The sequence below is a fragment of the Methylobacterium sp. 391_Methyba4 genome (assembly GCF_029691625.1).
GTDB lineage: Bacteria > Pseudomonadota > Alphaproteobacteria > Rhizobiales > Beijerinckiaceae > Methylobacterium > Methylobacterium fujisawaense.
Genome location: NZ_CP121475.1, coordinates 961905 through 984364, shown reverse-complemented (window position 1 = coordinate 984364; position 22460 = coordinate 961905). Strand labels below are relative to the sequence as shown.

Below are 22460 nucleotides of genomic sequence, written 5' to 3'. Positions count from 1 at the left end.
GGGCCGGACCGCGGCAGCTCCTGGGCGGCGCCGCAGAAGGGGCAGAACCGGACGGCGATGTAGTGGCCGCGCCCGCAGGTGGTGCAATGGCGGTCCGGCGACAGAGGGGCTGCGGTCACGGTCGGAGTGCCGTCAGTGCACGATCGCGCCCGTTTCCATGAACCGGGCCAGGCGCACGATCAGCGGGGCGACCATCACCCGGTCGAGCTGCGGCAGCAATCCGGTTCGGGCATGGGCGACATTGGCTTCAGCCTGCTCCCGGGCCAGACGATGCCAGCGCGCCCGGTCGCCCCGACACGTCGCCCAGGCCCGCTCGATCGACCGGAACACGAGCGGCAGGCGCTCGGCCGGGTCGGCCGCGAGATCGTAATGGTGGTCGATCAGGCCGCCGAAGGTCTGGAAGCCGAGTTCGGACAGCCGCTCGACGGCGCGCGGCGCGCCCACCATCACGAAGGGCAGGCCCGTCGCCGCCGCCTTGATGGATTTCTCGGTGATGCGCTCGACACCCAGCTCGAAGAAGTCGGTCTCCGAGATGACGGTCAGGTCGCACTCCGCGTAGGCGCCGGTGTCGAGGGTCATGACCATGTCGGTGCCCTGATCGGCATCGATCCGCCGCGCCCGGCGCGGGATCCAGCTGCCGACATCGGCGAGCAGAGGGCCGAAAGCCGCCTCGATCTCCGGCGGGGCGTGGAAGACGTTGATGCCGCCCGCCTTCGGGTTGTCCTCGCCGATGCCGTGGAAGGAGATCAGCCCGTCCCTGTCCAGCCCGTTGAGCTGGAACCACCGGTAGAGCAGCACTCGGTGCCAGCGCAAAGCCGCGTTCTGGCAGAGGAAGCGGGCCGGGCCGGAGGCGCGGGCGAAGGGCGTGTAGCCGGTGCGATCGAGGGCATGCTGGGGGAAGAGCCGCGGACCCGCCTCGGCGTCCAGCCAGAGGGCAACCTGGAGCGGGAAGAACTCGAAGGTCCAGAACCGCAGGCCCTCGCCGTAGAGCCGCTCGTAATCGAGCCGCAGCAGCCGGTTCTGCGTGACTAGGATCACCCGATCGCGCGGGATGCCGAGCCCCGCGAGGTTGCGGTGAAGCGCCTCGAAGGTCGGCGCGTGCAGGCCCGGCCCCTCGTTGGAGAGATCGAGGAGGAGCGCGGCGCGCCCGGCGCGGAGGTTCTCGGCGTCTCCCGGTTCGAGGAGGTCGAGGCGGCCGTTCGCCTCCGGAAAGCCGAGGCGCACGAAATCGAGGACGGGGAGGCAGAGGACGTGATTCGCCGTGCCGGGCTGGGCCGTGACGGTGATCCGCTTGCCCAGCCAGCCGAGGGCCGCCGTCAGGAAGTGCCCGGCCTCGCCCCGGGGAACGAGCAGGATCTCGGACGAGACTGGCTCGGAGAGGACTTGGCTCATCGTGACGCCCGCGCGGCCGGATCGGACGCGGTCCGCCACCGCGGGACCGCGCCGAGCCGGATAAAGCCTCGGCGCGGGGGCGTCGAGGTCAGGCCGGGACCGGCTCGGCGGCGCGCACGGGCGTCGGGCCGGCCCGGTAGGCCGCCGAGGCCTCCTCGGTCCGCCAGCAGGCGACGCGGTGGCCGGGGGCGATCTCGGCGACCGGCGGCATCTCCCGGCGGCAGCGCTCCTCGGCCAGGAAGCAGCGCGGCGCGAAGGGGCAGCCCGGCGGGCGGTTCGCGAGGTCGGGCGGGCTGCCCGGGATGGTCTCGAGCCGGGAGCCCTTGGCCAGCGCCCCTTCCGCCCGGCTGCGCAGAAGGCCGATCGTGTAGGGGTGGTGCGGGTCCAGGACCACCTGATGCGCGGTGCCGGTCTCGACGATCTTGCCCGCGTACATCACGGCAATCCGGTCGGCGACCTCCACGGCCGCGCCGAGATCGTGGGTGACGATGATGATCGACAGGCCGAGGTCGCGCTGGAGCTCGCGCAGGAGCAGCAGCACCTGGATCTGCACCGTGGCGTCCAGCGCCGTGGTCGGCTCGTCGGCGAGCAGCACCTGCGGCCGGCAGGCCAGCGCCAGCGCGATCATCGCTCTCTGGCGCATGCCGCCCGACATCTCGTGCGGGTAGTTGTCGAGCCGCCGCTCCGGGCTCGGGATCCGCACCCGCTCGAACAGGGCCAGCGCCCGCTTCCGGGCTTCGTCCTTGGAGATCGTTTCGTGGCGCAGGATCGCCTCGGTGATCTGCCGGCCCACGGTGTAGACCGGGTCGAAGGCGAGCAGCGGCTCCTGGAAGATCATCGAGACGTCGCCGCCGCGGAAATCGGCGAGCTGACGCTTGGTGAGCGCCTGTACGTCCCTGCCGGCGGCCAGGATCCGGCCCTCGATGCGGCTGCGCCCTTCCGGGAACAGCCGCAGGATCGCGCGGAGCGTGACGCTCTTGCCGGAACCGGATTCGCCGATCAGCGCCATCGCCTGACCACGCTCCACGGTGAGGTCGACGCCGTCGACCACCTGAACCTTGCCGAAGGCGACGCGCAGGTCCTTGAGGACGACTGCGGGTTCTGAGGAAGAGATCGGCGTGCTCATGGGCATGCTCATGCGGCGAGCGCGTCTGCGCGGGCCGCGGAATGGCCCGATCCGGGCTGACGGGCGAGGCAGGCGACACGGTGCAGGGGCCGGATTGCGTCGAGGGGCGGTTCCTTCTGGCTGCACACGCCCTCCGCCAGGGCGCAGCGCGGGTGGAAGCGGCAGCCCGGGGGCGGGTCGATCGGGTTCGGCGGGTCGCCGGCCAGCAGCGCGGCCTGGGTGCGGTTGTCGGGATCGAGCGACGGCATCGAGGCGAGCAGCGCCTCGGTGTAGGGATGCGCCGGTGCGTCGAGCACCGTGTCGGACGGCCCGATCTCCGCAACCCGGCCGAGATACATCACCATCACCCGGTCGGAGATGAAGCGCACGACGTTCAGGTCGTGGCTGATGAAGATGTAGGTCAGGCCGAACTCGGCCTTGAGGTCGAGCAGCAGGTTCAGGACCTGCGCCTCCACGGACTTGTCGAGCGCCGAGACCGCCTCGTCGAGCAGCACGAGCCGCGGCTCCAGGGCGAGGGAGCGGGCGATGTTGACCCGCTGGCGCTGGCCGCCGGAGATCTCGTGCGGGTAGCGCCCGGCGAAGCGCTTCGGCTCCAGGCCGACCCGGGCGAGCAGCGCGCGGGCGCGCTCCACCGCCTCCCGGCCGGGCACGCCGTTCACCTTCGGGCCGAAGGCGATCGACTGCTCCACGGTCATGCGCGGATTGAGCGAGGCGTAGCTGTCCTGGAAGACCATCTGGACCTGACGGCGGTAGGCCCGCCACGGCATGGCGCGCTCGCCGATGGCCTGACCGTCGTACAACATCTGGCCGGAATCGCGCTCGATCAGGCCCATCAGCAGCTTGGCGGTGGTCGACTTCCCGCAGCCGGATTCGCCGACGATGCCCAGCGTCTCGCCCTTGAGCACGTCGAAATCGACGCCGTCGACGGCGCGGACCACCTGCTTTTTTCCGCCGGCCTTGCGGACCGGGAAGTGTTTGATGAGGCCCGAGACCGACAGGAGCGGCTGGGCGGGTCCGCCGCGGTCGCGGGCGAACGGGTCGGGGGCGTCCGGGATGACGCTCACTGGCGAATCTCCATGGCGGACCGGAGCCCGTCCGAGAACAGGTTGAAGGCGATCGAGACGATGAAGATGCAGACGCCCGGGAGGGCGGCCACGACCGGGTTGACGTAGATCGCGGTGCGCAGGGTGTTCAGCATCAGGCCCCATTCGGGCTCGGGCGGGCGCACGCCGAGGCCGAGGAACGACAGGCCGGAGGCCAGGATCATCGAGACCGAGATCAGGCTGGTCGCGTAGACGAAGATCGGCCCGACGACGTTGCCCAGCACCTGCACGCGCATGATCGTCAGCGCCGAGGCGCCCGACAGCTTGGCGGCGTCGATGTAATCGCGCTTGCGGATGCCCGTGGTGACGCTCTCCGCCACCCGGGCGATCTGGGGCACGAAAACGCAGGTCAGCGAGACGATCGAGTTGAAGATGCCGGCGCCGAGCGCCCCGGACAGCGCGATCGCGAGGAGCACGGACGGAAACGCGAAGAAGACGTCGATGGTGCGCATCAGGATCGTGTTGGTCCAGCCTCCGACATAGCCCGCCAGGATGCCGATGCCGGAGCCGATCACGAAGGCGATCAGCACCGGGGTGACGCCGATGAACAGCGACAGCCGCGAGCCCAGCATCAGCCGGCTGATCATGTCGCGGCCGAGCTCGTCCGAGCCCAGCCAGTAGGTGGCGTCGCCGACATGCTTCAGGCGGCGCAGCATGGAGCCCTTGTAGGGATCCATCGGGGTGATCCACGGCGAGAGGATCGCGATGAGCACGACGATCAGGATCACGGCGCCGGCGCCCATGGCGACGGGGTCGCGCACCAGACGGTGGCCGACATGGCCCCAGAAGCCCCGCGACGGGGCGAAGGCGGCCTCCGGCCCGTGGGTCACGTCCTCGGCGGCAAGCACGCCGCCGTCGAGGGCCACGGAGGCCGCGGTGACGGGAGCAGTCATCATCGGGCTCCGGGTCAGGCGCGCTCGATGCGCGGGTCGAGGGCGGTCTGCATCACGTCCACCAGCAGGTTGAGGGCCACGAAGAACATCGCCAGCACGAGGATCGAGCCCTGCAGCAGGGGCAGGTCCCGCTGGAAGATCGCGGCGTTGAGGAGGAAGCCGGTGCCCGGCCACGCGAACACGGTCTCGACCAGGATCGAGCCGCCCAGCAGGTAGCCGAGCTGCAGGCCCATGATGGCCAGCGCCGTCGGGGCGGCGTTGCGCACGACATGCCGGAACACGCCGCGCTCATCCATGCCCTTGGCGCGCAGGGCCTCGACGAAGTCCTGGGACAGGATGTCGGCTACCAGCGCCCGGACGGTGCGGGCGATGATCCCCATCGGGATCACCGACATCGTGATCGCCGGCAGGATCAGGTAACGCAGGTGCTCGAAGTCGGGCCGCCAGTTGCCGGAGCCGTCGGGCCCGGCGCCGGTGGGCGGAAGCCAGCCGAGATTGGCCGAGAACACGATCACTAGGACCATGCCGAGCCAGTAATGCGGCACGCTCACGCCGAAGACCGAGACGGCGGAGGCGGCCCGGTCGGCCAGCGAGTTGCGGTGGTAGCCCGCCACGAAGCCGAACAGGGTGCCGAAGGTGAACCCGATCACGGTCGCCACCGAGGCGAGGATCAGCGAGTTCACCACGGCGCGGCTAACCTCGCCGAGCACCGGCCGGCCCGTGGCGATGGAGGTGCCGAGATCGCCGTGCAGCACGTGCCACAGCCAGATCAGGTACTGGACCGGCAGGGGCTTATCGAACCCGTAGGCGGCCCGCATCTCGTCGATGGTCGCCTGGGTGGCGTCGGCGGGCAGGACCGCGCTCAGGGGATCGCCCGGCGCGAGATGGACGAGGAGGAAGCAGACGACGCTGACCCCGAACGCCACGGGCGTCACGTAGACCAGCCGTTTGAGGATGTAGAGCAGCATTATTCGCCTTTTGGCCCACCGATATTTTGTCGCCGTCCGGTCGCCCCCGCCGTGGAGAGCCTTCGAAGATCACGCTTCGGTCCTTGCGAGGCGCGACAATCCCCCCTCTCCCGTGCGGGAGAGGGTTGGGGTGAGGGATCAGGTCCATCCAGAGAGGTCGCACCCCGCACCCTGTCCCTCTCCCGCATAGGAGAGGGAACCCGCCCCTCCAGAAAACCCGCTCCGTGCCTCCGATAGCTCGCAGGCACGACGGCGGCGCTACCGCCCCGCCGTCGCCATCGTAATCTTCGAGAAGTCCTGGAACCAGTTCTGCGCCTGGACGAAGCCCTTGACCTTGGGGCTCATCGCCCGCGGATTGACGTCGTGCGTGATCATGATGAACAGCGCGTCGTCGACATACTTCTCGTGGATCTTTTCCAAGACCTTGGTCTGCTCGGTCTTGTCGAAGGTGTTGCGGACCTGATCGAACAGCTTGTCCATCGCAGGGTCGCAATAATAGCCCCAGTTCGTGCCGTTCGGCGGGGCGAAGTTGCACTGCAGATGGCGGATGAAGCCGGTGAACGGATCCTGGATGAAGTACGAGTAGTTGATCGCCGAGACGCCGCGGGAGATGTCGGCCTTGGCGCCGGCCCGCCAGATGTTGATGAGCGTGTTCCACTCGACCACCTCGTAATCGACCTGGATGCCCACGTCGGCGAGGTTCTGCTGGACGAATTCGTTCATCGGCAGCGGCTGCATCTGGCCCGAGCCCGAGGCCGAGATCGCCACCTTCAGCTTCAGCGGCTTCGCGGGGCTGTAGCCGGCTTCGGCGAGCAGCTTCTTGGCGGCGTCGGGGTCATATTTCACATCGAAGGTCGGATGGCCGAACCATTGATGGCCGGGCGGCATGAAGCCCTTGGCGGGGATCGCGAGGCCGCCGAGCAGTTCCTTCAGACCGTCGCGATCGATGGCGAGATTCGCCGCCTTGCGCACGCGGATGTCGTTCCAGGGCGAGCCCTCGACGCGCGAGAGGTGCCACGTCCAGTTATGCGGGTAGGCGTTGGTGACGACGGTGAAGCCGGCGCTCTTCAGCGACGCCACCGAGTCCGGAGCGGGCGCCTCGATCCAGTCCACCTGACCGGAGCGGAGCGCTGCGGTCCGGGCATTGGCCTCCGGCAGCGGGATCAGCACGAGCTTGTCGAGCTTCGGGACGCGGTTCGCGTCCCAGTATTCCTTGAACGGCACCATCTCGGCGCGCTCGCGCGGGGCGAACAGGGTCAGCTTCCACGGGCCGGTGCCCGAGGGCTGCTTGGCGAAGGCGTCCCAGGACTTGCCGAGCTTCTCCCACTGGGCGGGCGAGGACATCATGATCCAGGCGATCTGGTAGGGCAGCGTCGCGTCGGGGGCCTTGGTGGTGATCTCGACGGTCAGCGGGTCGACCACCCGGTAGCTCGCCACCGCTGGGATGCGGGTCTTGCCCTGGGCGGATTGGCGCGGGTCGTATTGCGGCGCGTCGGCCTTCAGGAGCTTGTCGAGGTTCCAAACCACCGCGTCGGCGGTGAAGTCCGAGCCGTCGTGGAATTTCACGCCCGGCCGGAGCTTGAAGGTCCACTTGGTCTTGTCGGTGGCGTCGACGCCCCAGCTGGTGGCGAGGCCCGGCACGAGGTCGGAGGCCAGTTCGGCGCTCGACAGGTCCCAATTGATCAGGCCGTCATAGACCGTGTAGCCCATGAACCGCATGCCCTCGCCGCCATTGTCGGTCTGGCCGGTGGTCAGCGGGATGTCGGAGGCGGTCATGCCGATCCGCAGCGTCCCCTGCGCGAGGGCAGCGGTGCTCGCGGAGAGCACCAGGGCGCCGGCCAGCGCCGCACGGGCGCCGAGTTTTCTCAGACGGGACAGCATCTTGCGTCGGGTGCTCACGTTGGCCCGAGCCTGAGGGCCCGGGATACGCTCGACCTTATGCAAGCCTGCGGCCAGACGGATCGTCCTGCATGCAGGGAGCGTGTCGTGGCTATTGCGCGTCGATCAGGCTTACATGGGCGGCGACCACCCGCCAGCCTTCGGGGAAGCGCGCCCAGGTCTGGCTCTGGCGGCCGATCTTGCCCGGCGCGCTGGCGCGGGCGAACAGCGTCATCGCGGTGGCGAAGTCGCGCCCGTAGGTGGTGATCTGCGTCTGCGCCAGGGTGCGCTCCAGGCCCACCGGCGATCGGGCCCGGCGGAAGGCGCGGATCGCGTCCATGCCGTAGAGATTCTCGCCGATGCCGTAGCGGATGGTCAGCGGATCGTCCCGGAACAGGGCCTCGAGGGTCGGGACGTCGTTGGTCGTCAGTGCCGTCTCGTAGGCCCGGAACGCGGCCTCGACCTCGGCTTTCACGGCGGGATCGTCGATGATCATCAGGCAAGCTCCGCGATCGGCGACGTGCTGACGCCGGTTCGTTCGAGGTGACGCGCCACGCGCAGGACGAGATCCTCGCGCCAGGGCGCGGCGATCACCTGGACCCCCAGGGGCAATCCCGCGTCGAGCCGGATCGGTGCCGCCACCACCGGCAGGCCGATGAACGAGATCGGCTGCGTGAACACGCCGATATTGGCGCGCACCGGCAGCGTGACGCCGTCGAGGACGAAGTGCGTCTGTCCGCCCTTCGGCGCCCGGCAGGGCGTGGCCGGGGCCAGGATCACGTCGACGGTCTCGAACAGCTCCAGCACCCGCGCCCGGTACCAGCGGCGGAACCGCTGCGCCCGCTCCACATGGGGGGCCGGGATCATGGCCCCGGCGATCAACCGGTCCCGCACCGCCGGATCGAAATCCTGCGGGCGCGTCCGCAGCCGGTCGAGGTGCAGCGTCGCGCCCTCCGCGGCGGTGATCAGGTAGGCGGCCGCGCGGGCGCGGTGCGCTTCCGGCAACTCGACCGTGCCGCGCGCACCCAGGACCTCGGCGGCGCGCGCAACCGCCGCGAAGGCGTCCGGGTCGCCGCCGCGCGCGAAATGGCCGCCGGCCACCGCGATGCGCAGGCCATCGATCCCCGCATCGAGATGCGGAAGGACCGGCTCCGCCGGCCGGAGCGTCGCCACCGGATCGTCCGGATCGGGGCCCTGCATCACGTCATAGGCGAGCGCGAGGTCGGTCACGCTCCGGGCCAGGGGCCCGAGATGATCGAGGCTCCCCACGAAGGGGAAGCTGCCCGCGCGGGTCAGCCGGCCGTAGGTCGGCTTGAGGCCGAAGCAGCCGCAGAAGGCGGCGGGGACGCGGATCGATCCGTTGGTGTCCGAGCCCAGCGTCAGGGGCACCATGCCGGCGGCGAGGGCCGCGCCTGAGCCGCCGGACGAGCCGCCGGTCATGTGATCGAGGGCGTGCGGATTGTGGGCGTCGCCGTCGTGGACGTTCTCGCCTGTGAAGTCGTAGGCGTATTCGCCCATGTTGAGGGCGCCCACGAGGATGGCTCCCGCCGCCTCCAGGCGCCGCAACAGGGCACCGTCCCTCTCGGCCGGAGGCCGCTCGCGATTGATCTTCGATCCGGCGCGGGTGGGCAGGCCCGCGATGTCGATCAGGTTCTTCACCGCGAACGGCACGCCGGTCAGCGGTCCCGGCTTCGCTCCGCCGCTCAGCGCGGCATCCTGGGCGTCGGCTCTGGCCAGGGCGCGGGCAGCCACCACGTCGGTGAAGGCGCCGACCCGGCCGTCCAGCCGCTCGATCCGGTCGAGAGCCGCCGTGACGACCTGCCGTGCGGTGGTGTGGCCGTCGGTGATGGCCGCGGCGACCGCGACGGCCGTCGAAAGCTCGTATGCGCTCACGCTTCGAACCTCGGCGCCGCATCGATCTCGTCGGCGAGGGGGAACGCCTCCACCAACGCGGCCGCTGCGGCCAGGACACGGAGATTGGCCGTGATCGGCCCCATCCAGGCGGGATCGAGCGGGAGGCCGAGCAGCGCTGCCGTGACGGCGGCATAGCTCTCGGGATCGAAGGGCGGGCAGGTCTCGGGCATCGCTGCTTTCGGTGTGATGTCGATTCAGGCAGGTCTCGCGGGGGAAGCAGGCCTTGTGCCGCGCAGGCCGCGACAGATCTGCCGATCGGCATCCGATTGTGCCTAAATGTTGAGCATATCGACGAACGCGACGCGGCATCCGGGGGCGGCGCGGTCAGTTGCCCGCGCTTTGGGCGCCGCGTCGTAAGCAGGACCGGGATTCGGGCGCGCCCGGTCTCCGGTCGAGGTGGCTTCGGTGGCCGTTGCACGTGGCCGGTTAGCCAAGACCTCCTATAGACTGCCGATTTTGCAGGTCTGCTTTGCGATCGAAGAATGCTCCGCCCGGAAGCAAGACCGCGCAGGTATAGCCTGAGACGGCGTCGCCTTGGCCCGGCTGTCCATGTGTCGGTGGATTGCGAACGTTCAATCCTTGTTCTCAGCGCGCACGCGACCTACCTACATCATCCACAGTCAGACCTGCAGGATGACGGGAGCCACACGCGGGCGTGCCGACCTTGCGGCCCGGCCCTCGGCTTGAGGTTTTTCCGCATCGCCGGACGAAACTCTTACAGAGACGGCGTGGATTGTCGCTTTGTCGCCCGCCTGCGCAGGTTCCGACGATTGCATCGTGTGGGGAGCTCTGGTTAAGGGCTCTGCGATCTTCGAAACAATGGTTCGACCCGAGCGTTCAGACGCACGCCGAGCGTTCGGGTCGGACCATCGGTACAGCCGATGGATCGGTGCGGTTCCGGGGCGCGGGGACGGCGTTGGAACCGGCAGACTCCGTACGTGCCCGGCCCCGCCGGATGTCCCCGCGACACGCGAGACGTACCCAACTGAGAAAGGTCAGATGAGCGCATTCGACTACAGGAATTTCGACGACCGTCGTCAGAACTCCCAGAACGCCAAGGCCGCCTTGCTGGCCAAGTTCAAGGCCCGTCCGCCGGCCGATGATCCGGAGGTGATCGCCAAGGCGAAGGCCCGCGCGGAGATCGCCAAGGCCCGCGAGGAGCGTTCCCGCGAGCGCGAGGCGGCCCGGATCGCCGCCGAGCGGCAGGCCGCCGAAGAGAAGCGTCAGCGGGAGGAGGCGGAACTCGCCGCCCAGCTCGCCCGCGAGGCCGCCGAGTTGGCCGCGGCGCAGGAGCGCAAGTCGGCCGAACTGGCTGCCAAGAAGGCCCAGCGCGATGCGCGCTACGCGGCCCGCAAGGCAAAGGTCAAGACCAAGCGCTGAACGCGCACCGACGGCTCCTTCACGCCACGGAAACCGAAGACGTCCGCCCGCCAGGCGGGCGTCTTCGCGTTTTGGGTCATGCCCGCTCGGCAACCGCTGCGTGTGCCCGCGCGTTGGGGCCGGTCGAACCCGCGACGTCCTCGCTCGGCGGGCGCAGCCGAGGTCGCGATGCAATCCTGGACGAGACTGGCCCTCATCGTCGGCGCTCTGCCGATCCTCCTCGCCGCCGAACAGGCCCACGCGCAGGATTCGGAGACGGTGACCGCCTGCGAGACGCTGATCTCCGCACGCCGGATCGATGCTGCCGCGGGTGCCGAGCGTCAAGCGCTTGGGGAGACCGGTTGCCGCCGCATCCCGCGCAGCGCCATCGGCGCCGTCGAGCAACGGGCCTTGATCGGCGGGGCGCCTTACGAGTGCATGAGTGTTGCCGATGCGGGGCGGTGTCTCTGGGTTGTCCCGTAAGCCGGGCACGCCCTCGTTTTTCGGTCAGGCCAGCACTCTGACGAAGCTTCACGGCTCAGCAAGACGCGCTATTTCTCACGTCTTGAGCGTGTGAGCCCTGAACATCAGTATGCCGCGTATCCTCGAAAGCACCCGCGTGTCGATGTTCGCCGCGGTCTGGATCGCATCGGCGCTGAGCTGTGGAACGGCCCGCGCAGAGCCTCCGATTCGGAGCCCCGAGGATGCGGCATGCCGCCTTGAGGCCCGCGCCAAGGTGTTCTCCACGCCGAACCCTCAGGGTTTGGAACTCGAGGAGATCGGGCGGCGAATCTATTTCGCCTGCATGAAGCGCGTCGCACAGGTGACCGCGCCGGCGGCCCGGCGCGGTGGTCGGCGGCATCGCAGCCGACGCCGCTGAGCGGCGGCGGCGCTGTCAGGCGTCGAGCGGCGCGCCGATCCGCGCGCGGAGGCGGAGGCGCAGGGCCTCGTTGCCACCCTCGGCATCGAGCGCGGCCATCAGGCGCAGCAAGTGGCTGAGCGGGGTCGAACGACACGCAACGGCGTCGGCGATCTGCTCCGGCAGGGACTTGGCGGCCGGAACGTAGCGCGGTGCCGGGCCGGCCTGATGAGTCTGGGGCATGCGAGGCGCTCGTCCTTCGAAAGAGTCCAGATTGGCGGGCGGGTCGCTACGCCTTTCGATCGACGGACACCAGCCCCTTTCGCGCGATTACGTAGCCGGCATCAGTCTCCGTCACCGTGGGGCAACAGCGCGGCGGTAAAGTGTGGACGACTCGGGCTGAGAGTCCGAATCGGCTTGCCCGATCGCGATTTCAGGTGCCGGCCAGCGGCGAGGACGCGAACCCGGCGAGCAGGTCCTGGGAATCTCGATAGATCGCCACGCAGCCCGCAGCGGTCAGATCCGCTTCCGGGAAGCCGCCGCAGAGCAGGCCGATCGTGGGCAGTCCCGCCTTTGCAGCGGCCTCGGCATCGTAGGGCGTGTCCCCGACGACGTGCGCCGCGTCCGGCGCCACGCCGTCGAGCTTCCGCAAGGCGGCCTGGAAGATGTCAGGATGCGGCTTCGAGCGGTCGGCATCGTCCGCACTGGTGGCGACGTCCACGAGATCGCCGATCCCGAGGATCTCGGTGTAGCGATCCACCTCGGTACGCTTACCGGACGAGGCCAGGGCGATGGTCAGGCCGGCCTCGTGGATGCGCTCGAACAGCGGGCGGACACCGGGGAAGGGCCGCACATCCGGCAGGTAGCGCCGCTTGAACAGGTCCGAGCGGTACGCCTCGATCGCTTCGCCCTCGCGCCTGATCCGCTCTTGCGACAGGAAGACGGGCATCAACTCGTCGCCGCCCTTGCCGATCTGTCGCCGCACTTCCGCCGGGTCGGTCGTCACCCCGAAATGCGCGAAGGCCTCCACCCAGGCCCGGGCATGCAGATCGACGCTGTCGAGCAGCGTTCCGTCGATGTCGAAAATCGCCGCGCGCATCGCGAGCCCCCTCGCGGTGCCCGGCGCCCGCGTTCGGCCGGACAACCGGGCCGGGGCCAGCCTGTTCCGCGAGGCCGGATTCGCGGAGCCGGATGCTTGCACGACGGAAGCCCGCCTCCCCTCGGGAAGCGGGCTCCTGAAACGTCATCGGCGCGGCGGCGCCGGCCCGTCAGTGCATCGAGGCTGCGGTCCGGGCAGGCTTCGCCTTGGCGGCGAGGCCGGCGGTCACCGCCGCCTTGGACGCGCGAACGGTCTTCGGGGCCACCGGCTTCGCGGCGGCCTTCACGGCCGCGGGCTTGGCAGCGGTCGGCTTGGCGGCGGTCGGCTTAGCGGAGGCCGACTTCGTGGTCGCAGGCTTGGCGGCCGCGGGCTTGGCTGAAGCGGTCTTCGCAGCGGCGGCCTTGGTGGCCTTCGGAGCTTCGACCGTCTTGGAGGCGACGCCGGCCGCCAGCATCGCGTTGGCGCGCAGCTCGGCTTCGGCGCGGATCCAGTGGGCGGCCGCATGGCCGTGAATCCGGCCCTCGTTCTCCCAGATGTAGTAGGCGCATTCGCGCACCTGGTGCTCGCTGATCAGCATGCAGTCGATCTCCTGTCCGTCCCGGGATCGACGATGGGAGAGTCAGGTTAAGCGTCGGTTAACCCTGCCCGCCGGGGCCGGGAGCCGGACGCGGCCCCTCTCCGAGCGAACGTGCCCGCGGCCTATTCGGCGATCCCGAGCACCCGCCGCGCCTCGGTCAGGAGTACCGCGTGGCGAGCCGCACCGGGTCCCTGATCCGGCGCCTCGCGTCCGGCCCGGGCGATCATCTCCTGGAACCGGCGCCGGTCGAGGGCGCGCTGGCCGATGCTCGCGAGGACGGCCGACAGCACGGTCCGGACCGCCTCGGTGCGCTCGTCGGCCATCGCCACGGCTTCGGCCGACGCGGTGTTCTCCCGCGCCGCGTCCTGCTCGGTGGCCGCCTTCGTGCGCGCCTCCGCGTCTTCGAGCGCGGCCGCCAGGCGCCGCCCGTCCTGCCAGGCCTGGTCGTGCTGATGGGTGCGCAACGCCAGCAGCACCTTGAGCGACGCCGCCTCCGTCCGCGCGGCTTCCAGCTTGATCTGTGTCTCGCGCAGATCCTTCAGCAATTCCTGCGCGAGGGTCTGGTCCGCGGTCACGTCCACTGCCGGCTCCTCTGGCATCCCGATTCCGCCCGTCCTGTCGCGCCGCTGCAGGAATGTCCACTCTCGTCGATGGGCGCGGACGCCACGACCGGTTGAGAAAATCCGCTTGCCGGTCCACATGGAAGGCGGTGCCTCGCGGCGCCTGTCCCGGCCGGCCTTGAACCGGCGCAGCGGAGTGATCCCACCATGTTCATCCAGACCGAAGCCACGCCGAACCCGGCCACCCTGAAGTTCCTGCCCGGCCGTGTCGTCCTTCCGGAATCGACCTTCGAGGCGCGGGATCCCGAGGCCGCCGCCCGGTCGCCCCTGGCTGCGGCGCTGTTCACCGTCCCGGGTGTGGCGGGCGTCTATTTCGGGCACGACTTCATCTCCGTGACCAAGGCCGAGGACGGCTCGGAGTGGGCGCAGGTGAAGCCGGCGGTGCTCGGTGCGATCATGGAGCACTTCCAGTCCGGCGTGCCCGTGATGGCCGAGGGCAGCCACGGCGAGATCGAGCCCAGCGACGAGTTCTACGACGAGGCCGACCACGACACCGTCGTGACCATCAAGGACCTGCTCGAGACCCGGGTGCGCCCGGCGGTGGCGGGCGACGGCGGCGACATCACCTTCCGCGGCTACAAGGAGGGCGTGGTCTACCTGGAAATGAAGGGCGCCTGCTCGGGCTGTCCGTCCTCCACGGCGACCCTGCGGCACGGCGTGCAGAACCTGTTCCGGCACTTCCTGCCGGAGATCCGCGAAGTCCAGGCGATCTGACGATCCGTTTCCGCGGTATAGCTCGAGGATCCTGCCGGCCGGCATCGCCCTCGAGCTTTCCCAAGGCCGTCGACGCCGCGTTTCAAGCGGGTGACGCGCGTCGTCGCCGGCGCCAGAGGGCGTGATCCGTGCCGCGGCCGCGCGCCGAGCGAAGGCGTCCGACCTTGGTGCGGCCTTGGGGCCTCCCAGTGTGCAGGCCGAGCGGCGCAAGCCGGCAACACTCGACCGCCGAAGAGCCGGCTCGGTCTCCCCCGCCGCTGACGAAGCGGCGGTTTTGCTCTAACGCTTGAGACTCTTCGCGTCCGTCGTGACGCAGGAGGAAGCGGCCGGTTCGGACCGTCCTGTGGGAGTGAGCGTGCGTATCCTGGCCATCGACACAGCGCTGGACACCTGCGCCGCCTGCGTCATGGCGGAGGAGTCCGAGGCGCCCCTCGCCGCCGAGGCGCTGCCGATGGCGCGCGGCCACGCGGAATCCCTGCTGCCGCTGATCGAGCGGGTAATCGCCCGGGTCGAGGGCGGATTTGAGGCGATCGACCGCGTCGCCGTGACGGTCGGGCCGGGCAGCTACACCGGGCTGCGGGTCGGCCTGTCGGCGGCCCGGGCCATCGGACTCGCCACCGGAAAGCCGGTCGTCGGCGTCGGCACCCTCTCGGCTCTCCTCGCTCCCCTCCTGGCGGAGACCGTCGAGGGCACGATCGCGGCGGTGATCGATGCCCGCCACGGCGCCGTCTACGTCCAGGCCCTCGGTCCCGGCGACGGCCTCGCCCCCGCGCACCTCGCCGTCGAGGCAGCGGCCGAGCAGCTGGGTTCCGGCCCGGTGGTGCTCACGGGCTCCGGTGCGCCGATGCTGGCCACGGCGCTCGCCGAACGCGGCGTCGCGGCGCGCGTCGCCAACGTCTCCGGCCCGGATATCGCGTCGGTGGCCTCCCTCGGTCTCGTCGCAGACCCGGCGCAGGCGCTGGCACGGCCTCTCTACCTGCGCGGGCCGGATGCCCGGCCGCAGGATCATGCGCGGATCGCACGGCGATGACCCGCCCGCTGCCTTTCTGGCCCTTCGACTGGTGGTTCGCGTGGTGGGACGCGCTGACCCCGGAGCCTTACGTCGCCCCGCTCCGCGACGCGGCGCAGGCCCCTGCCCTCGCCCGGCTCCACGCGACCGCCTTCGCGCGGCCCTGGGAGGCCCACGAATTCGAGCGCATGCTCTGCGAGCGTTCGACCCAGGCGCACGCCCTGTGGCGTGCGGGCACGCTCCACGGCTTCGTGCTCTCGCGCCGGGCGGCCGACGAGGCGGAGATCCTGACGGTGGTCCTGTCCCCGGCGCTGCGCGGCGGCGGCCACAGCCGCAAGCTGCTCCGCGAGCACCTGTCGAGCCTCGCCCTCGCCGGGGTTGCCCGGGTGCATCTGGAGGTCGACGAGGGCAACGCCCCCGCCCTGCGGCTCTACGCGCGCCACGGCTTCCGACAGGTGGGCTCGCGCACCGGCTACTATCTCAAGGCCGACGGCAGCCGTGCGACTGCGCTGACGATGAGCGCCGATCTGTGACGCCGTGAGCCGCCTCGGTATCGCTTGGCGCGTCGCGGCTCTCGGCCTCGCCTTCGCGGTGCTGGGGCCTCCGCACTGGATCGCCCTGCGGCTGCTGCGTCGCCGCGCGGCCCTGGCGCCGGTCCTGTTCCACCGTGCTTTCCTGCGCCTGTTCGGGGTGCGGGTCATGCAGAGCGGAACACCCCCTGCCCCCGGCGAGGCGGCCCTGGTGCTCGCCAATCACGTCTCGTGGCTGGATATCATCGCGGTGGGGTCGCTGCGGCCGCTCTCCTTCGTGGCGAAGTCCGAGATCGCCGGCTGGCCGCTGATCGGCGCCCTCGCGGGGCTGCAGCGGACGATCTACATCGACCGGCAGCGGCGCGGGGCAACCGCCACCGTCAGCACCGCCATGGGCCATCGGCTGGCCGAAGGGGAGCTCGTCGTTCTGTTCGCGGAGGGGACCACCGGCGACGGAACCCGGCTCCTGCCGTTCCGCTCCTCCCTGGTCGGCGCAGCCCGGGCGGCATTGCAAGCCGAGGCCGGGCGCGGCCGGGTGCGCCTCCAGCCGCTGGCCATCACCTATCCCCGTCGCAACGGCCTGCCGGTGACGCGGGCCGAGCGCGCTGAGATCGCCTGGTACGGGGACATGGAGTTGGCCCCCCACCTCGCCGCCTTCGTGCAGGGCGGCCCCATCGACGTGCACGTCGTCTGGGGGGCGCCGATCGTCTTCGAGGCGACAACCGACCGGAAGGCCGCCACGGCCGCCGCGGAGGCCGAGGTGCGCGCGGCCCTGCGGGGCATCGGCGCGGGCGGCGACGGGGTCGCGCCCGCGCCGAATGTCCGGCCAGCGGCCAGCGATCTCGGCCTCCAGGGTCAGGAGATTGCGACGGTCTGAGCGGAGCCGTTCGACCGCGGGCTCGGCAGGTGGTCCCCGGCGCCGCGGTCCCGGACAGCGCGGTTCGAGACGCGCGACGGATCTGCCGATCCCGGCCGGTCTCCGCCGCGCGTCTGCCGTGCTCTACCGCTTCGGTGCGTCACTCCGGCTCATCGCACCCTTGTCCATGGCATCGGTTTTTCCCATGGGAGCCGACTTTTCCATGGCTCCCTTATGCATGGAGTCCTTGGCCATGCTGTCCTTGGCCATGCTGTCCTTGGCCATGGAATTCTTGCTCATCGCATCCTTGTTCATGGTCTCCGCTACGGCCGGAGCCGCGGCCAGCGCGGCGGCGAAGAAGGCGGCGGAGAGCTGTAATCCGTTGCGCATGTCGAAACCTCGCGAACTGTGCTGATCATGCAGCACATCCGGACGTTCGGCCGTCTTCGGCCCGCGGTTACGGGGCTGCAGAAAACGTTCGTCGGGCGAGTGTGTTAGCGCCCGAACAGGCCCGTTCCGGCGTCGGACCCGCGCCGACGTCAGGCGGGATGCGAGATCTTGGGGCCTCAGATCTCCGAAGCTCCAGAGGCACGACCCCGGAATACATGATGCAACGCATTGAGCGGGTCGAACCCGTCTGCTAGCTAGGCCGCAACCCGGAACAGTCGGGATTTGTGGAGGACGCCCGTTGCAAACCTGGAATCAGGTTTACGATCCGTTCGGGAGCGCTTGGCTCTCGACGCTCGCCGCTTCAGTGCCGGTCATCGCACTGCTCGCCATGATCGCCAGCGGGCGCGTGAAGGCCCATATTGCGGCCGTCATCGCCCTCGGCCTCGCCATGCTGGTGGCCATCGTCGGCTTCGGCATGCCGACCGATCTCGCCAGCCGGGCGGCCATCCTCGGGATGGTCACGGGCTTCTTCCCGATCGGCTGGATCATCCTCAACGTCATCTTCCTCTACCGGCTGACGGTGGAGAAGGGCTGGTTCGCGATTCTGCAGCAATCGGTGGCCGGCATCACGGCCGACCGGCGCCTGCAGCTCTTGCTGGTGGCCTTCGCGTTCGGCGCCTTCTTCGAGGGCGCGGGCGGCTTCGGCACCCCGGTCGCCGTCACCGGCGCGATCCTGATCGGCCTCGGCTTCTCGCCGCTCGCCGCTTCGGGCCTGTCGCTCATCGCCAACACCGCGCCGGTGGCCTTCGGGGCGCTCGGCGCGCCGATCCAGGGACTCGCCTCGGTGACCGGCTACCCGCCGGAGATCCTCGGCGCGATGATCGGCCGGCAGCTGCCGCTGTTCTCGCTGATCGTGCCGTTCTGGCTGATCTGGGTGTTCGCGGGCTTCCGCGGCATGATCCGGGTATGGCCGCCGATCCTGGTCTGCGGCGCCTCCTTCGCGGTCGCGCAGTTCCTGATCTCGAACTACGTCAATCCCTGGATCGTCGATATCGGCGCCTCGATCGCCTCGATGCTGGCCCTGGTCCTGTTCCTGAAGGTCTGGCAGCCCCGCGAGATCTGGACGTCGCCGGCGCTGCGCGGGCACGATCCGTCGCTCGCCGTGGCCGGTCCGCGCCCGGTGGCGCTCGGCGCCGGCGTGCCCGGCACGCCCCCGGTCCATATCGGCGCACGCACGGCGTCCCAGGGCGAAATCCTCTGGGCTTGGGTGCCGTGGGTCATCCTGTCCGTGGTCGTCGCCATCTGGGGAACCGGCTGGTTCAAGGGCATCGTCAACCCGATCTTCACCTGGAAGTACGAGGTGCCGGGCCTGCACAACGTGATCATGAAGGTGCCCCCGGTGGTGGCCAAGCCGGTGCCCGAGGGTGCGGTCTTCCTGTTCACCTACATGTCCTACACCGGTACGGGCGTGCTGATCGCCGCGATCATCTCCGGCCTGATCATGCGGTTCTCGCCGGTGCGCCTCGTGACGGCGTATTTCGAGACCATCTGGGCCTTGCGGTACTCGCTGATCACGATCTCGGCGATGCTCGCGCTCGGCGTCCTCACCCGCTACGCGGGCGTCGATGCGACCCTCGGCCTCGCCTTCGCCGGAACCGGCATCCTCTACCCGTTCTTCGGGACGCTCCTCGGCTGGCTCGGCGTGGCGCTCACCGGGTCGGACACGGCCTCGAACGTGCTGTTCGGCGGCCTCCAGAGGATCACGGCCGAGCAGCTCGGCCTGTCCGGCGTGCTGATGGCGGCGGCGAACTCGTCCGGCGGCGTCATGGGCAAGATGATCGACGCCCAGTCGATCGTCGTCGCCTCCACGGCCACGGGCTATTTCGGCCAGGAAGGCAAGATCCTGCGCTTCGTGTTCTGGCACTCGATCGCGCTCGCCTGCCTGGTCGGCCTGTTCGTGATGCTGCAGGCCTACGTGCCCTTCTTCCAGCAGATGGTCATTGACCTGCCCGCCGCCGCGCCGGCGGCCCACTGAGGCCGGCGGAGGAATCCTCCGCCGCACCGTTGCACCGGCCGCCTTCGGGCGGCCGGTCGCGTTTTGGCGCCGCGACGGGCCGCGCGATCCGTGCTACAGGCCACGCGCCGGCCCGCGTCGCGGGACGGGCGTGGGGATTGAAGCGGATTGGTTCAGGACGGCGCGCGTTGAAGAAGGCCTACGTCAAATCCTACGGTTGCCAGATGAACGCCTACGATGCGGCCCGCATGGCCGACGTCCTGGGCGCCGAGGGCTACACGGCGACCGACTCGGTCGAGGACGCCGATGTCGTGGTCCTCAACACCTGCCATATCCGCGAGAAGGCTGCCGAGAAGGTCTATTCCGAACTCGGGCGGCTGCGCGTCCTGAAAGGTGAACGGAAGGCGAAAGGCCTCGACACCCGCATCGTCGTGGCCGGCTGCGTCGCCCAGGCCGAGGGCGCCGAGATCCAGGCGCGGCAGCCCGCTGTCGACGTGGTGGTCGGGCCGCAGAGCTATCACCGCCTGCCCGATCTCCTGACACGGTCCCGCGAGCGCCGCGTCGTCGACACCGAATTTCCCGTCGAGGACAAGTTCGACCACCTGCCCCGTCGGCGGACCCTCGGGGCCTCGGCCTTCCTGACCGTGCAGGAGGGCTGCGACAAATTCTGCGCTTTCTGCGTGGTGCCCTACACACGGGGTGCGGAGGTCTCGCGGTCCGTGGCGGCCGTGCTCGCCGAGGCCGAGAAGCTCGCCGAAGGGGGCGTGCGCGAGATCACCCTCATCGGTCAGAACGTCAACGCCTATCACGGCGACGGGCCCGACGGCGCGCCCGTGGGTCTTGCCGGGCTGGTGCGGGCGGTGGCCAGCATCCCCGGCATCGCGCGGATCCGCTACACGACGAGCCATCCGAACGACTTCGACGAGGCCCTGATCCGGGCCCATGCCGAGGTGCCGGCCCTGATGCCCTACCTGCACCTGCCGGTGCAGTCGGGGTCGGACCGGATCCTCGCCGCCATGAACCGGAAGCACACCGGCGATGCTTATCGCCGGTTGATCGACCGGATCCGGACCGTGCGGCCGGACATCGCCCTGTCCTCCGATTTCATCGTCGGCTTCCCCGGCGAGACCGATGCGGATTTCGCCGAGACTTTGCGGCTCGTGCGCGACGTCGGGTTCGAGAGCGCATTCTCGTTCAAGTACAGCCCCCGTCCCGGGACGCCGGCCGCAGACCGCACCGATCAGGTGTCTGAGGCCGTGATGGCCGCGCGGCTCGCCGAGCTGCAGGCGCTCCTCGACAGCCAGCGGCACGCCTATCAGCGGGCGGCCGAGGGCCGGGTCTTCGACGTGCTGGTGGAGAAGCCGGGACGGCACCCGGGTCAGGTCGCGGGCAAGACGCCGCACCTGCTGGCCGTCCAGTTCGACGCCGCGCCGCACCATATCGGACAGGTGGTGCCGGTGCGGATCACCGAGGCGGGCGCCAACAGCCTGTTCGGGGAACTCGTCTCGGAGGCTGCGGCGGCGTGAGGATCGGAACGGTCGGACGGATGGCGAGGATGACGGATTGAGCGCGTCGGACGGTGGGGGTGCGCGCGGCGCGCTCCGGGGTCGCGGCCCGGCGGCGCTGCCGGCCGGATCGGACGAGGCGGTCGAGGTGCCGCTGACTTTCGACGACAACCGCCTCGCGAGCCTCGTCTTCGGCCAATACGACCAGAACGTCGCCCATATCGAGCGCCGGCTAAATGTGACCGCCACGGCGCTCGGCAACCATCTCGTCATCAAGGGCCCCGCAGACGCCGTCGAGACGGCGCGGCGGGTGTTCCAGAAACTCTACGCCCGAGTGCGGACCGGCGGCAGCACCCTCAGCCTCGGCGACGTCGACGGCGCCATCCGCGAAGCCACCGCCCAGGCAACCCTGTTCCCGGCGGCGGCGATCGCCGCCGAGGCCGACACGCCGCATTTCGAGCAGATCGCAACGCGCAAGCGCGGCGCCGTGCGGGCCCGCAATCCGGCACAGGACGAGTACATCAAGCTCCTGCGCACCAATGAGCTGGTCTTCGCCGAGGGGCCCGCCGGGACCGGCAAGACCTGGCTCGCGGTCGGCCACGCCGTATCGCTCCTGGAGCAGGGCCATGCCGAGCGGCTGATCCTGTCGCGTCCGGCGGTCGAGGCCGGGGAGCGCCTGGGCTTCCTGCCCGGCGACATGCGCGAGAAGGTCGATCCCTACCTGCGGCCGATCTATGACGCCCTCTACGACTTCATGGAGGCGCGTCACGTCGACCGCGGCCTGCAGACCGGCACGATCGAGATCGCGCCGCTGGCCTTCATGCGTGGCCGCACCCTCACCAACGCCGTGGTGCTCCTCGACGAGGCGCAGAACACGACCTCCATGCAGATGAAGATGTTCCTCACCCGCCTGGGCGAGGGCTCCCGCATGATCATCACGGGCGATCCCAGCCAGATCGATTTGCCGCCGGGCCAGAAATCCGGCCTCGTGGAAGCGGTCGGCGTCCTGGACGGCGTCGAGGGGATCGGGCGCGTGCGGTTCAAGGATGTCGACGTGGTCCGCCACGACCTCGTGCGCCGGATCGTCACCGCCTACGAGCGCGCCGCCCACGGCAGCGCCGAGGCCGACCGCAATCCCAATCCCCGCCGACGGCCGCTGGCGTGAGCATGCCGCACGCGATCGATCTCGCCGTCGAGGACGCGCGCTGGGAGACGGCGATCCCGGACCTCGAAGCCTGGGTCACGCGCGCCGTGGAAGCCGGCCTCGCCATCGCCCCCGACCGGCCGGACGGACCTGTCGAGGTCAGCATCCTGCTGGCCGACGATGCCGCGGTGCAGGACCTCAACCGGACCTGGCGCGGCAAGGACAAGCCGACCAACGTCCTGTCCTTCCCCGCCGCCCCGCAGCCGGTGCATCCCGGCGTTCCGACGCCCCTCGGCGACGTGGTCCTTGCTTACGAGACCCTGGTGCGCGAAAGTGCGGAGCAGTCGAAGCCGCTCCAGAATCACCTCGCCCATCTGCTCGTCCATGGCATCCTGCATTGTCTCGGTCAGGACCACGAGATCGGCGAGGCCGAGGCCGATGCCATGGAAGCCCTTGAGGTCGCGGCTCTCGCGACGCTGGGCATCCCGGATCCCTATGCCTGAGCGCGCG

The 22460-nt window shown here is 70.0% G+C and carries 25 protein-coding genes; 11 read left to right on the top strand and 14 right to left on the bottom strand.

The window, feature by feature from the left end; all coding sequences use genetic code 11:
• Window positions 1-132: 132 nt before the first annotated feature.
• The 9 genes from P9K36_RS04710 to P9K36_RS04670 all read right to left on the bottom strand — a co-directional run bounded on the left by P9K36_RS04710 (window position 133) and on the right by P9K36_RS04670 (window position 9444).
• A complete protein-coding gene (locus tag P9K36_RS04710) occupies window positions 133-1392 on the bottom strand; it encodes a hypothetical protein (RefSeq protein WP_043755758.1) in 1260 nt (419 codons plus the stop codon).
• Window positions 1393-1480: 88 nt separating this feature from the next.
• A complete protein-coding gene (locus tag P9K36_RS04705) occupies window positions 1481-2518 on the bottom strand; it encodes an ABC transporter ATP-binding protein (protein WP_043351393.1) in 1038 nt (345 codons plus the stop codon).
• An 8-nt stretch (window positions 2519-2526) separates the two neighbouring features.
• Complete coding sequence (locus P9K36_RS04700) at window positions 2527-3582, bottom strand: ABC transporter ATP-binding protein (RefSeq protein ID WP_043755754.1); 1056 nt, start codon at window positions 3580-3582, stop codon at window positions 2527-2529.
• The gene (locus P9K36_RS04695; protein ID WP_043351394.1) at window positions 3579-4514 is read right to left on the bottom strand and encodes an ABC transporter permease; all 936 of its coding nucleotides are present in this window, start codon (window positions 4512-4514) and stop codon (window positions 3579-3581) included. Before P9K36_RS04695 ends, P9K36_RS04700 begins: the two co-directional genes overlap by 4 nt.
• 14 nt (window positions 4515-4528) lie before the next feature.
• Complete coding sequence (locus P9K36_RS04690) at window positions 4529-5482, bottom strand: ABC transporter permease (RefSeq protein WP_043383901.1); 954 nt, start codon at window positions 5480-5482, stop codon at window positions 4529-4531.
• A 258-nt stretch (window positions 5483-5740) separates the two neighbouring features.
• A complete protein-coding gene (locus P9K36_RS04685) occupies window positions 5741-7363 on the bottom strand; it encodes an ABC transporter substrate-binding protein (RefSeq protein WP_043755753.1) in 1623 nt (540 codons plus the stop codon).
• A gap of 109 nt (window positions 7364-7472) precedes the next feature.
• Window positions 7473-7856, bottom strand: a complete 384-nt coding sequence (hpxZ, locus tag P9K36_RS04680; protein ID WP_043351400.1) for an oxalurate catabolism protein HpxZ — start codon at window positions 7854-7856, stop codon at window positions 7473-7475.
• Window positions 7856-9253, bottom strand: a complete 1398-nt coding sequence (locus P9K36_RS04675; RefSeq protein ID WP_043755752.1) for an AtzE family amidohydrolase — start codon at window positions 9251-9253, stop codon at window positions 7856-7858. Before P9K36_RS04675 ends, hpxZ begins: the two co-directional genes overlap by 1 nt.
• Entirely contained in the window at window positions 9250-9444 is a 195-nt protein-coding gene (locus P9K36_RS04670) for an AtzG-like protein (protein ID WP_043755751.1), read from the bottom strand. The genes P9K36_RS04675 and P9K36_RS04670 overlap by 4 nt, the downstream gene beginning before the upstream one ends.
• Before the next feature lie 829 nt (window positions 9445-10273).
• Here P9K36_RS04670 and P9K36_RS04665 point away from each other — a divergent pair.
• From P9K36_RS04665 to P9K36_RS04655, 3 genes are all read left to right on the top strand, one after another.
• Window positions 10274-10654, top strand: coding sequence for a DUF6481 family protein (locus tag P9K36_RS04665; protein WP_043351405.1), 381 nt, complete (start codon window positions 10274-10276; stop codon window positions 10652-10654).
• A 168-nt stretch (window positions 10655-10822) separates the two neighbouring features.
• Complete coding sequence (locus P9K36_RS04660) at window positions 10823-11116, top strand: hypothetical protein (protein WP_043351407.1); 294 nt, start codon at window positions 10823-10825, stop codon at window positions 11114-11116.
• A gap of 109 nt (window positions 11117-11225) precedes the next feature.
• The gene (locus P9K36_RS04655) at window positions 11226-11513 is read left to right on the top strand and encodes a hypothetical protein (protein WP_043383910.1); all 288 of its coding nucleotides are present in this window, start codon (window positions 11226-11228) and stop codon (window positions 11511-11513) included.
• A 15-nt stretch (window positions 11514-11528) separates the two neighbouring features.
• Here the strand turns inward: P9K36_RS04655 and P9K36_RS04650 are convergent, their stop codons facing one another.
• The 4 genes from P9K36_RS04650 to P9K36_RS04635 all read right to left on the bottom strand — a co-directional run bounded on the left by P9K36_RS04650 (window position 11529) and on the right by P9K36_RS04635 (window position 13749).
• Complete coding sequence (locus P9K36_RS04650; RefSeq protein WP_043351410.1) at window positions 11529-11735, bottom strand: hypothetical protein; 207 nt, start codon at window positions 11733-11735, stop codon at window positions 11529-11531.
• Window positions 11736-11925: 190 nt separating this feature from the next.
• On the bottom strand, window positions 11926-12591 hold the full coding sequence (locus P9K36_RS04645) for an HAD family hydrolase (RefSeq protein WP_043755750.1): 666 nt from the start codon (window positions 12589-12591) through the stop codon (window positions 11926-11928).
• A 169-nt stretch (window positions 12592-12760) separates the two neighbouring features.
• Window positions 12761-13168, bottom strand: coding sequence for a DUF2934 domain-containing protein (locus P9K36_RS04640; protein ID WP_043755748.1), 408 nt, complete (start codon window positions 13166-13168; stop codon window positions 12761-12763).
• Window positions 13169-13290: 122 nt separating this feature from the next.
• Window positions 13291-13749, bottom strand: a complete 459-nt coding sequence (locus P9K36_RS04635; protein ID WP_335633064.1) for an atp-dependent helicase — start codon at window positions 13747-13749, stop codon at window positions 13291-13293.
• 186 nt (window positions 13750-13935) lie between these two features.
• Between P9K36_RS04635 and P9K36_RS04630 the strand changes: the two genes are divergently transcribed.
• From P9K36_RS04630 to P9K36_RS04615, 4 genes are all read left to right on the top strand, one after another.
• Complete coding sequence (locus P9K36_RS04630; protein WP_043345741.1) at window positions 13936-14502, top strand: NifU family protein; 567 nt, start codon at window positions 13936-13938, stop codon at window positions 14500-14502.
• Between the two features lie 355 nt (window positions 14503-14857).
• Complete coding sequence (gene tsaB / locus P9K36_RS04625) at window positions 14858-15532, top strand: tRNA (adenosine(37)-N6)-threonylcarbamoyltransferase complex dimerization subunit type 1 TsaB (protein ID WP_043760775.1); 675 nt, start codon at window positions 14858-14860, stop codon at window positions 15530-15532.
• Entirely contained in the window at window positions 15529-16044 is a 516-nt protein-coding gene (locus P9K36_RS04620) for a GNAT family N-acetyltransferase (RefSeq protein WP_043345740.1), read from the top strand. The genes tsaB and P9K36_RS04620 overlap by 4 nt, the downstream gene beginning before the upstream one ends.
• A gap of 4 nt (window positions 16045-16048) precedes the next feature.
• Window positions 16049-16918, top strand: coding sequence for a lysophospholipid acyltransferase family protein (locus tag P9K36_RS04615; RefSeq protein WP_043755745.1), 870 nt, complete (start codon window positions 16049-16051; stop codon window positions 16916-16918).
• A gap of 123 nt (window positions 16919-17041) precedes the next feature.
• Here P9K36_RS04615 and P9K36_RS04610 read toward each other — a convergent pair whose 3' ends face one another.
• A complete protein-coding gene (locus P9K36_RS04610) occupies window positions 17042-17287 on the bottom strand; it encodes a pentapeptide MXKDX repeat protein (RefSeq protein ID WP_043755743.1) in 246 nt (81 codons plus the stop codon).
• Window positions 17288-17585: 298 nt separating this feature from the next.
• Between P9K36_RS04610 and P9K36_RS04605 the strand changes: the two genes are divergently transcribed.
• The 4 genes from P9K36_RS04605 (at window position 17586) to ybeY (ending at window position 22453) form a co-directional block, all read left to right on the top strand.
• The gene (locus P9K36_RS04605) at window positions 17586-19322 is read left to right on the top strand and encodes an L-lactate permease (protein WP_043383926.1); all 1737 of its coding nucleotides are present in this window, start codon (window positions 17586-17588) and stop codon (window positions 19320-19322) included.
• 167 nt (window positions 19323-19489) lie between these two features.
• Window positions 19490-20827 carry a tRNA (N6-isopentenyl adenosine(37)-C2)-methylthiotransferase MiaB gene (gene miaB, locus P9K36_RS04600; protein ID WP_043755741.1) on the top strand — a complete coding sequence of 446 codons (1338 nt, stop codon included), beginning with the start codon at window positions 19490-19492 and terminating at the stop codon, window positions 20825-20827.
• A 97-nt stretch (window positions 20828-20924) separates the two neighbouring features.
• On the top strand, window positions 20925-21971 hold the full coding sequence (locus P9K36_RS04595) for a PhoH family protein (RefSeq protein ID WP_244447776.1): 1047 nt from the start codon (window positions 20925-20927) through the stop codon (window positions 21969-21971).
• Window positions 21972-21973: 2 nt separating this feature from the next.
• Window positions 21974-22453, top strand: coding sequence for an rRNA maturation RNase YbeY (gene ybeY / locus P9K36_RS04590; RefSeq protein ID WP_043345720.1), 480 nt, complete (start codon window positions 21974-21976; stop codon window positions 22451-22453).
• Window positions 22454-22460 lie beyond the last annotated feature (7 nt).

Bases quoted from the DNA above. Each gene is read 5' to 3' on its own strand.
- P9K36_RS04710 (WP_043755758.1), bottom strand. From the start codon at position 1,392: ATGAGCCAAGTCCTCTCCGAGCCAGTCTCGTCCGAGATCCTGCTCGTT.
- P9K36_RS04705 (WP_043351393.1), bottom strand. From the start codon at position 2,518: ATGAGCACGCCGATCTCTTCCTCAGAACCCGCAGTCGTCCTCAAGGAC.
- P9K36_RS04695 (WP_043351394.1), bottom strand. From the start codon at position 4,514: ATGACTGCTCCCGTCACCGCGGCCTCCGTGGCCCTCGACGGCGGCGTG.
- P9K36_RS04690 (WP_043383901.1), bottom strand. From the start codon at position 5,482: ATGCTGCTCTACATCCTCAAACGGCTGGTCTACGTGACGCCCGTGGCG.
- P9K36_RS04685 (WP_043755753.1), bottom strand. From the start codon at position 7,363: ATGCTGTCCCGTCTGAGAAAACTCGGCGCCCGTGCGGCGCTGGCCGGC.
- hpxZ (WP_043351400.1), bottom strand. From the start codon at position 7,856: ATGATCATCGACGATCCCGCCGTGAAAGCCGAGGTCGAGGCCGCGTTC.
- P9K36_RS04670 (WP_043755751.1), bottom strand. From the start codon at position 9,444: ATGCCCGAGACCTGCCCGCCCTTCGATCCCGAGAGCTATGCCGCCGTC.
- P9K36_RS04665 (WP_043351405.1), top strand. From the start codon at position 10,274: ATGAGCGCATTCGACTACAGGAATTTCGACGACCGTCGTCAGAACTCC.
- P9K36_RS04660 (WP_043351407.1), top strand. From the start codon at position 10,823: ATGCAATCCTGGACGAGACTGGCCCTCATCGTCGGCGCTCTGCCGATC.
- P9K36_RS04655 (WP_043383910.1), top strand. From the start codon at position 11,226: ATGCCGCGTATCCTCGAAAGCACCCGCGTGTCGATGTTCGCCGCGGTC.
- P9K36_RS04650 (WP_043351410.1), bottom strand. From the start codon at position 11,735: ATGCCCCAGACTCATCAGGCCGGCCCGGCACCGCGCTACGTTCCGGCC.
- P9K36_RS04645 (WP_043755750.1), bottom strand. From the start codon at position 12,591: ATGCGCGCGGCGATTTTCGACATCGACGGAACGCTGCTCGACAGCGTC.
- P9K36_RS04640 (WP_043755748.1), bottom strand. From the start codon at position 13,168: ATGCTGATCAGCGAGCACCAGGTGCGCGAATGCGCCTACTACATCTGG.
- P9K36_RS04630 (WP_043345741.1), top strand. From the start codon at position 13,936: ATGTTCATCCAGACCGAAGCCACGCCGAACCCGGCCACCCTGAAGTTC.
- P9K36_RS04620 (WP_043345740.1), top strand. From the start codon at position 15,529: ATGACCCGCCCGCTGCCTTTCTGGCCCTTCGACTGGTGGTTCGCGTGG.
- P9K36_RS04610 (WP_043755743.1), bottom strand. From the start codon at position 17,287: ATGCGCAACGGATTACAGCTCTCCGCCGCCTTCTTCGCCGCCGCGCTG.
- ybeY (WP_043345720.1), top strand. From the start codon at position 21,974: ATGCCGCACGCGATCGATCTCGCCGTCGAGGACGCGCGCTGGGAGACG.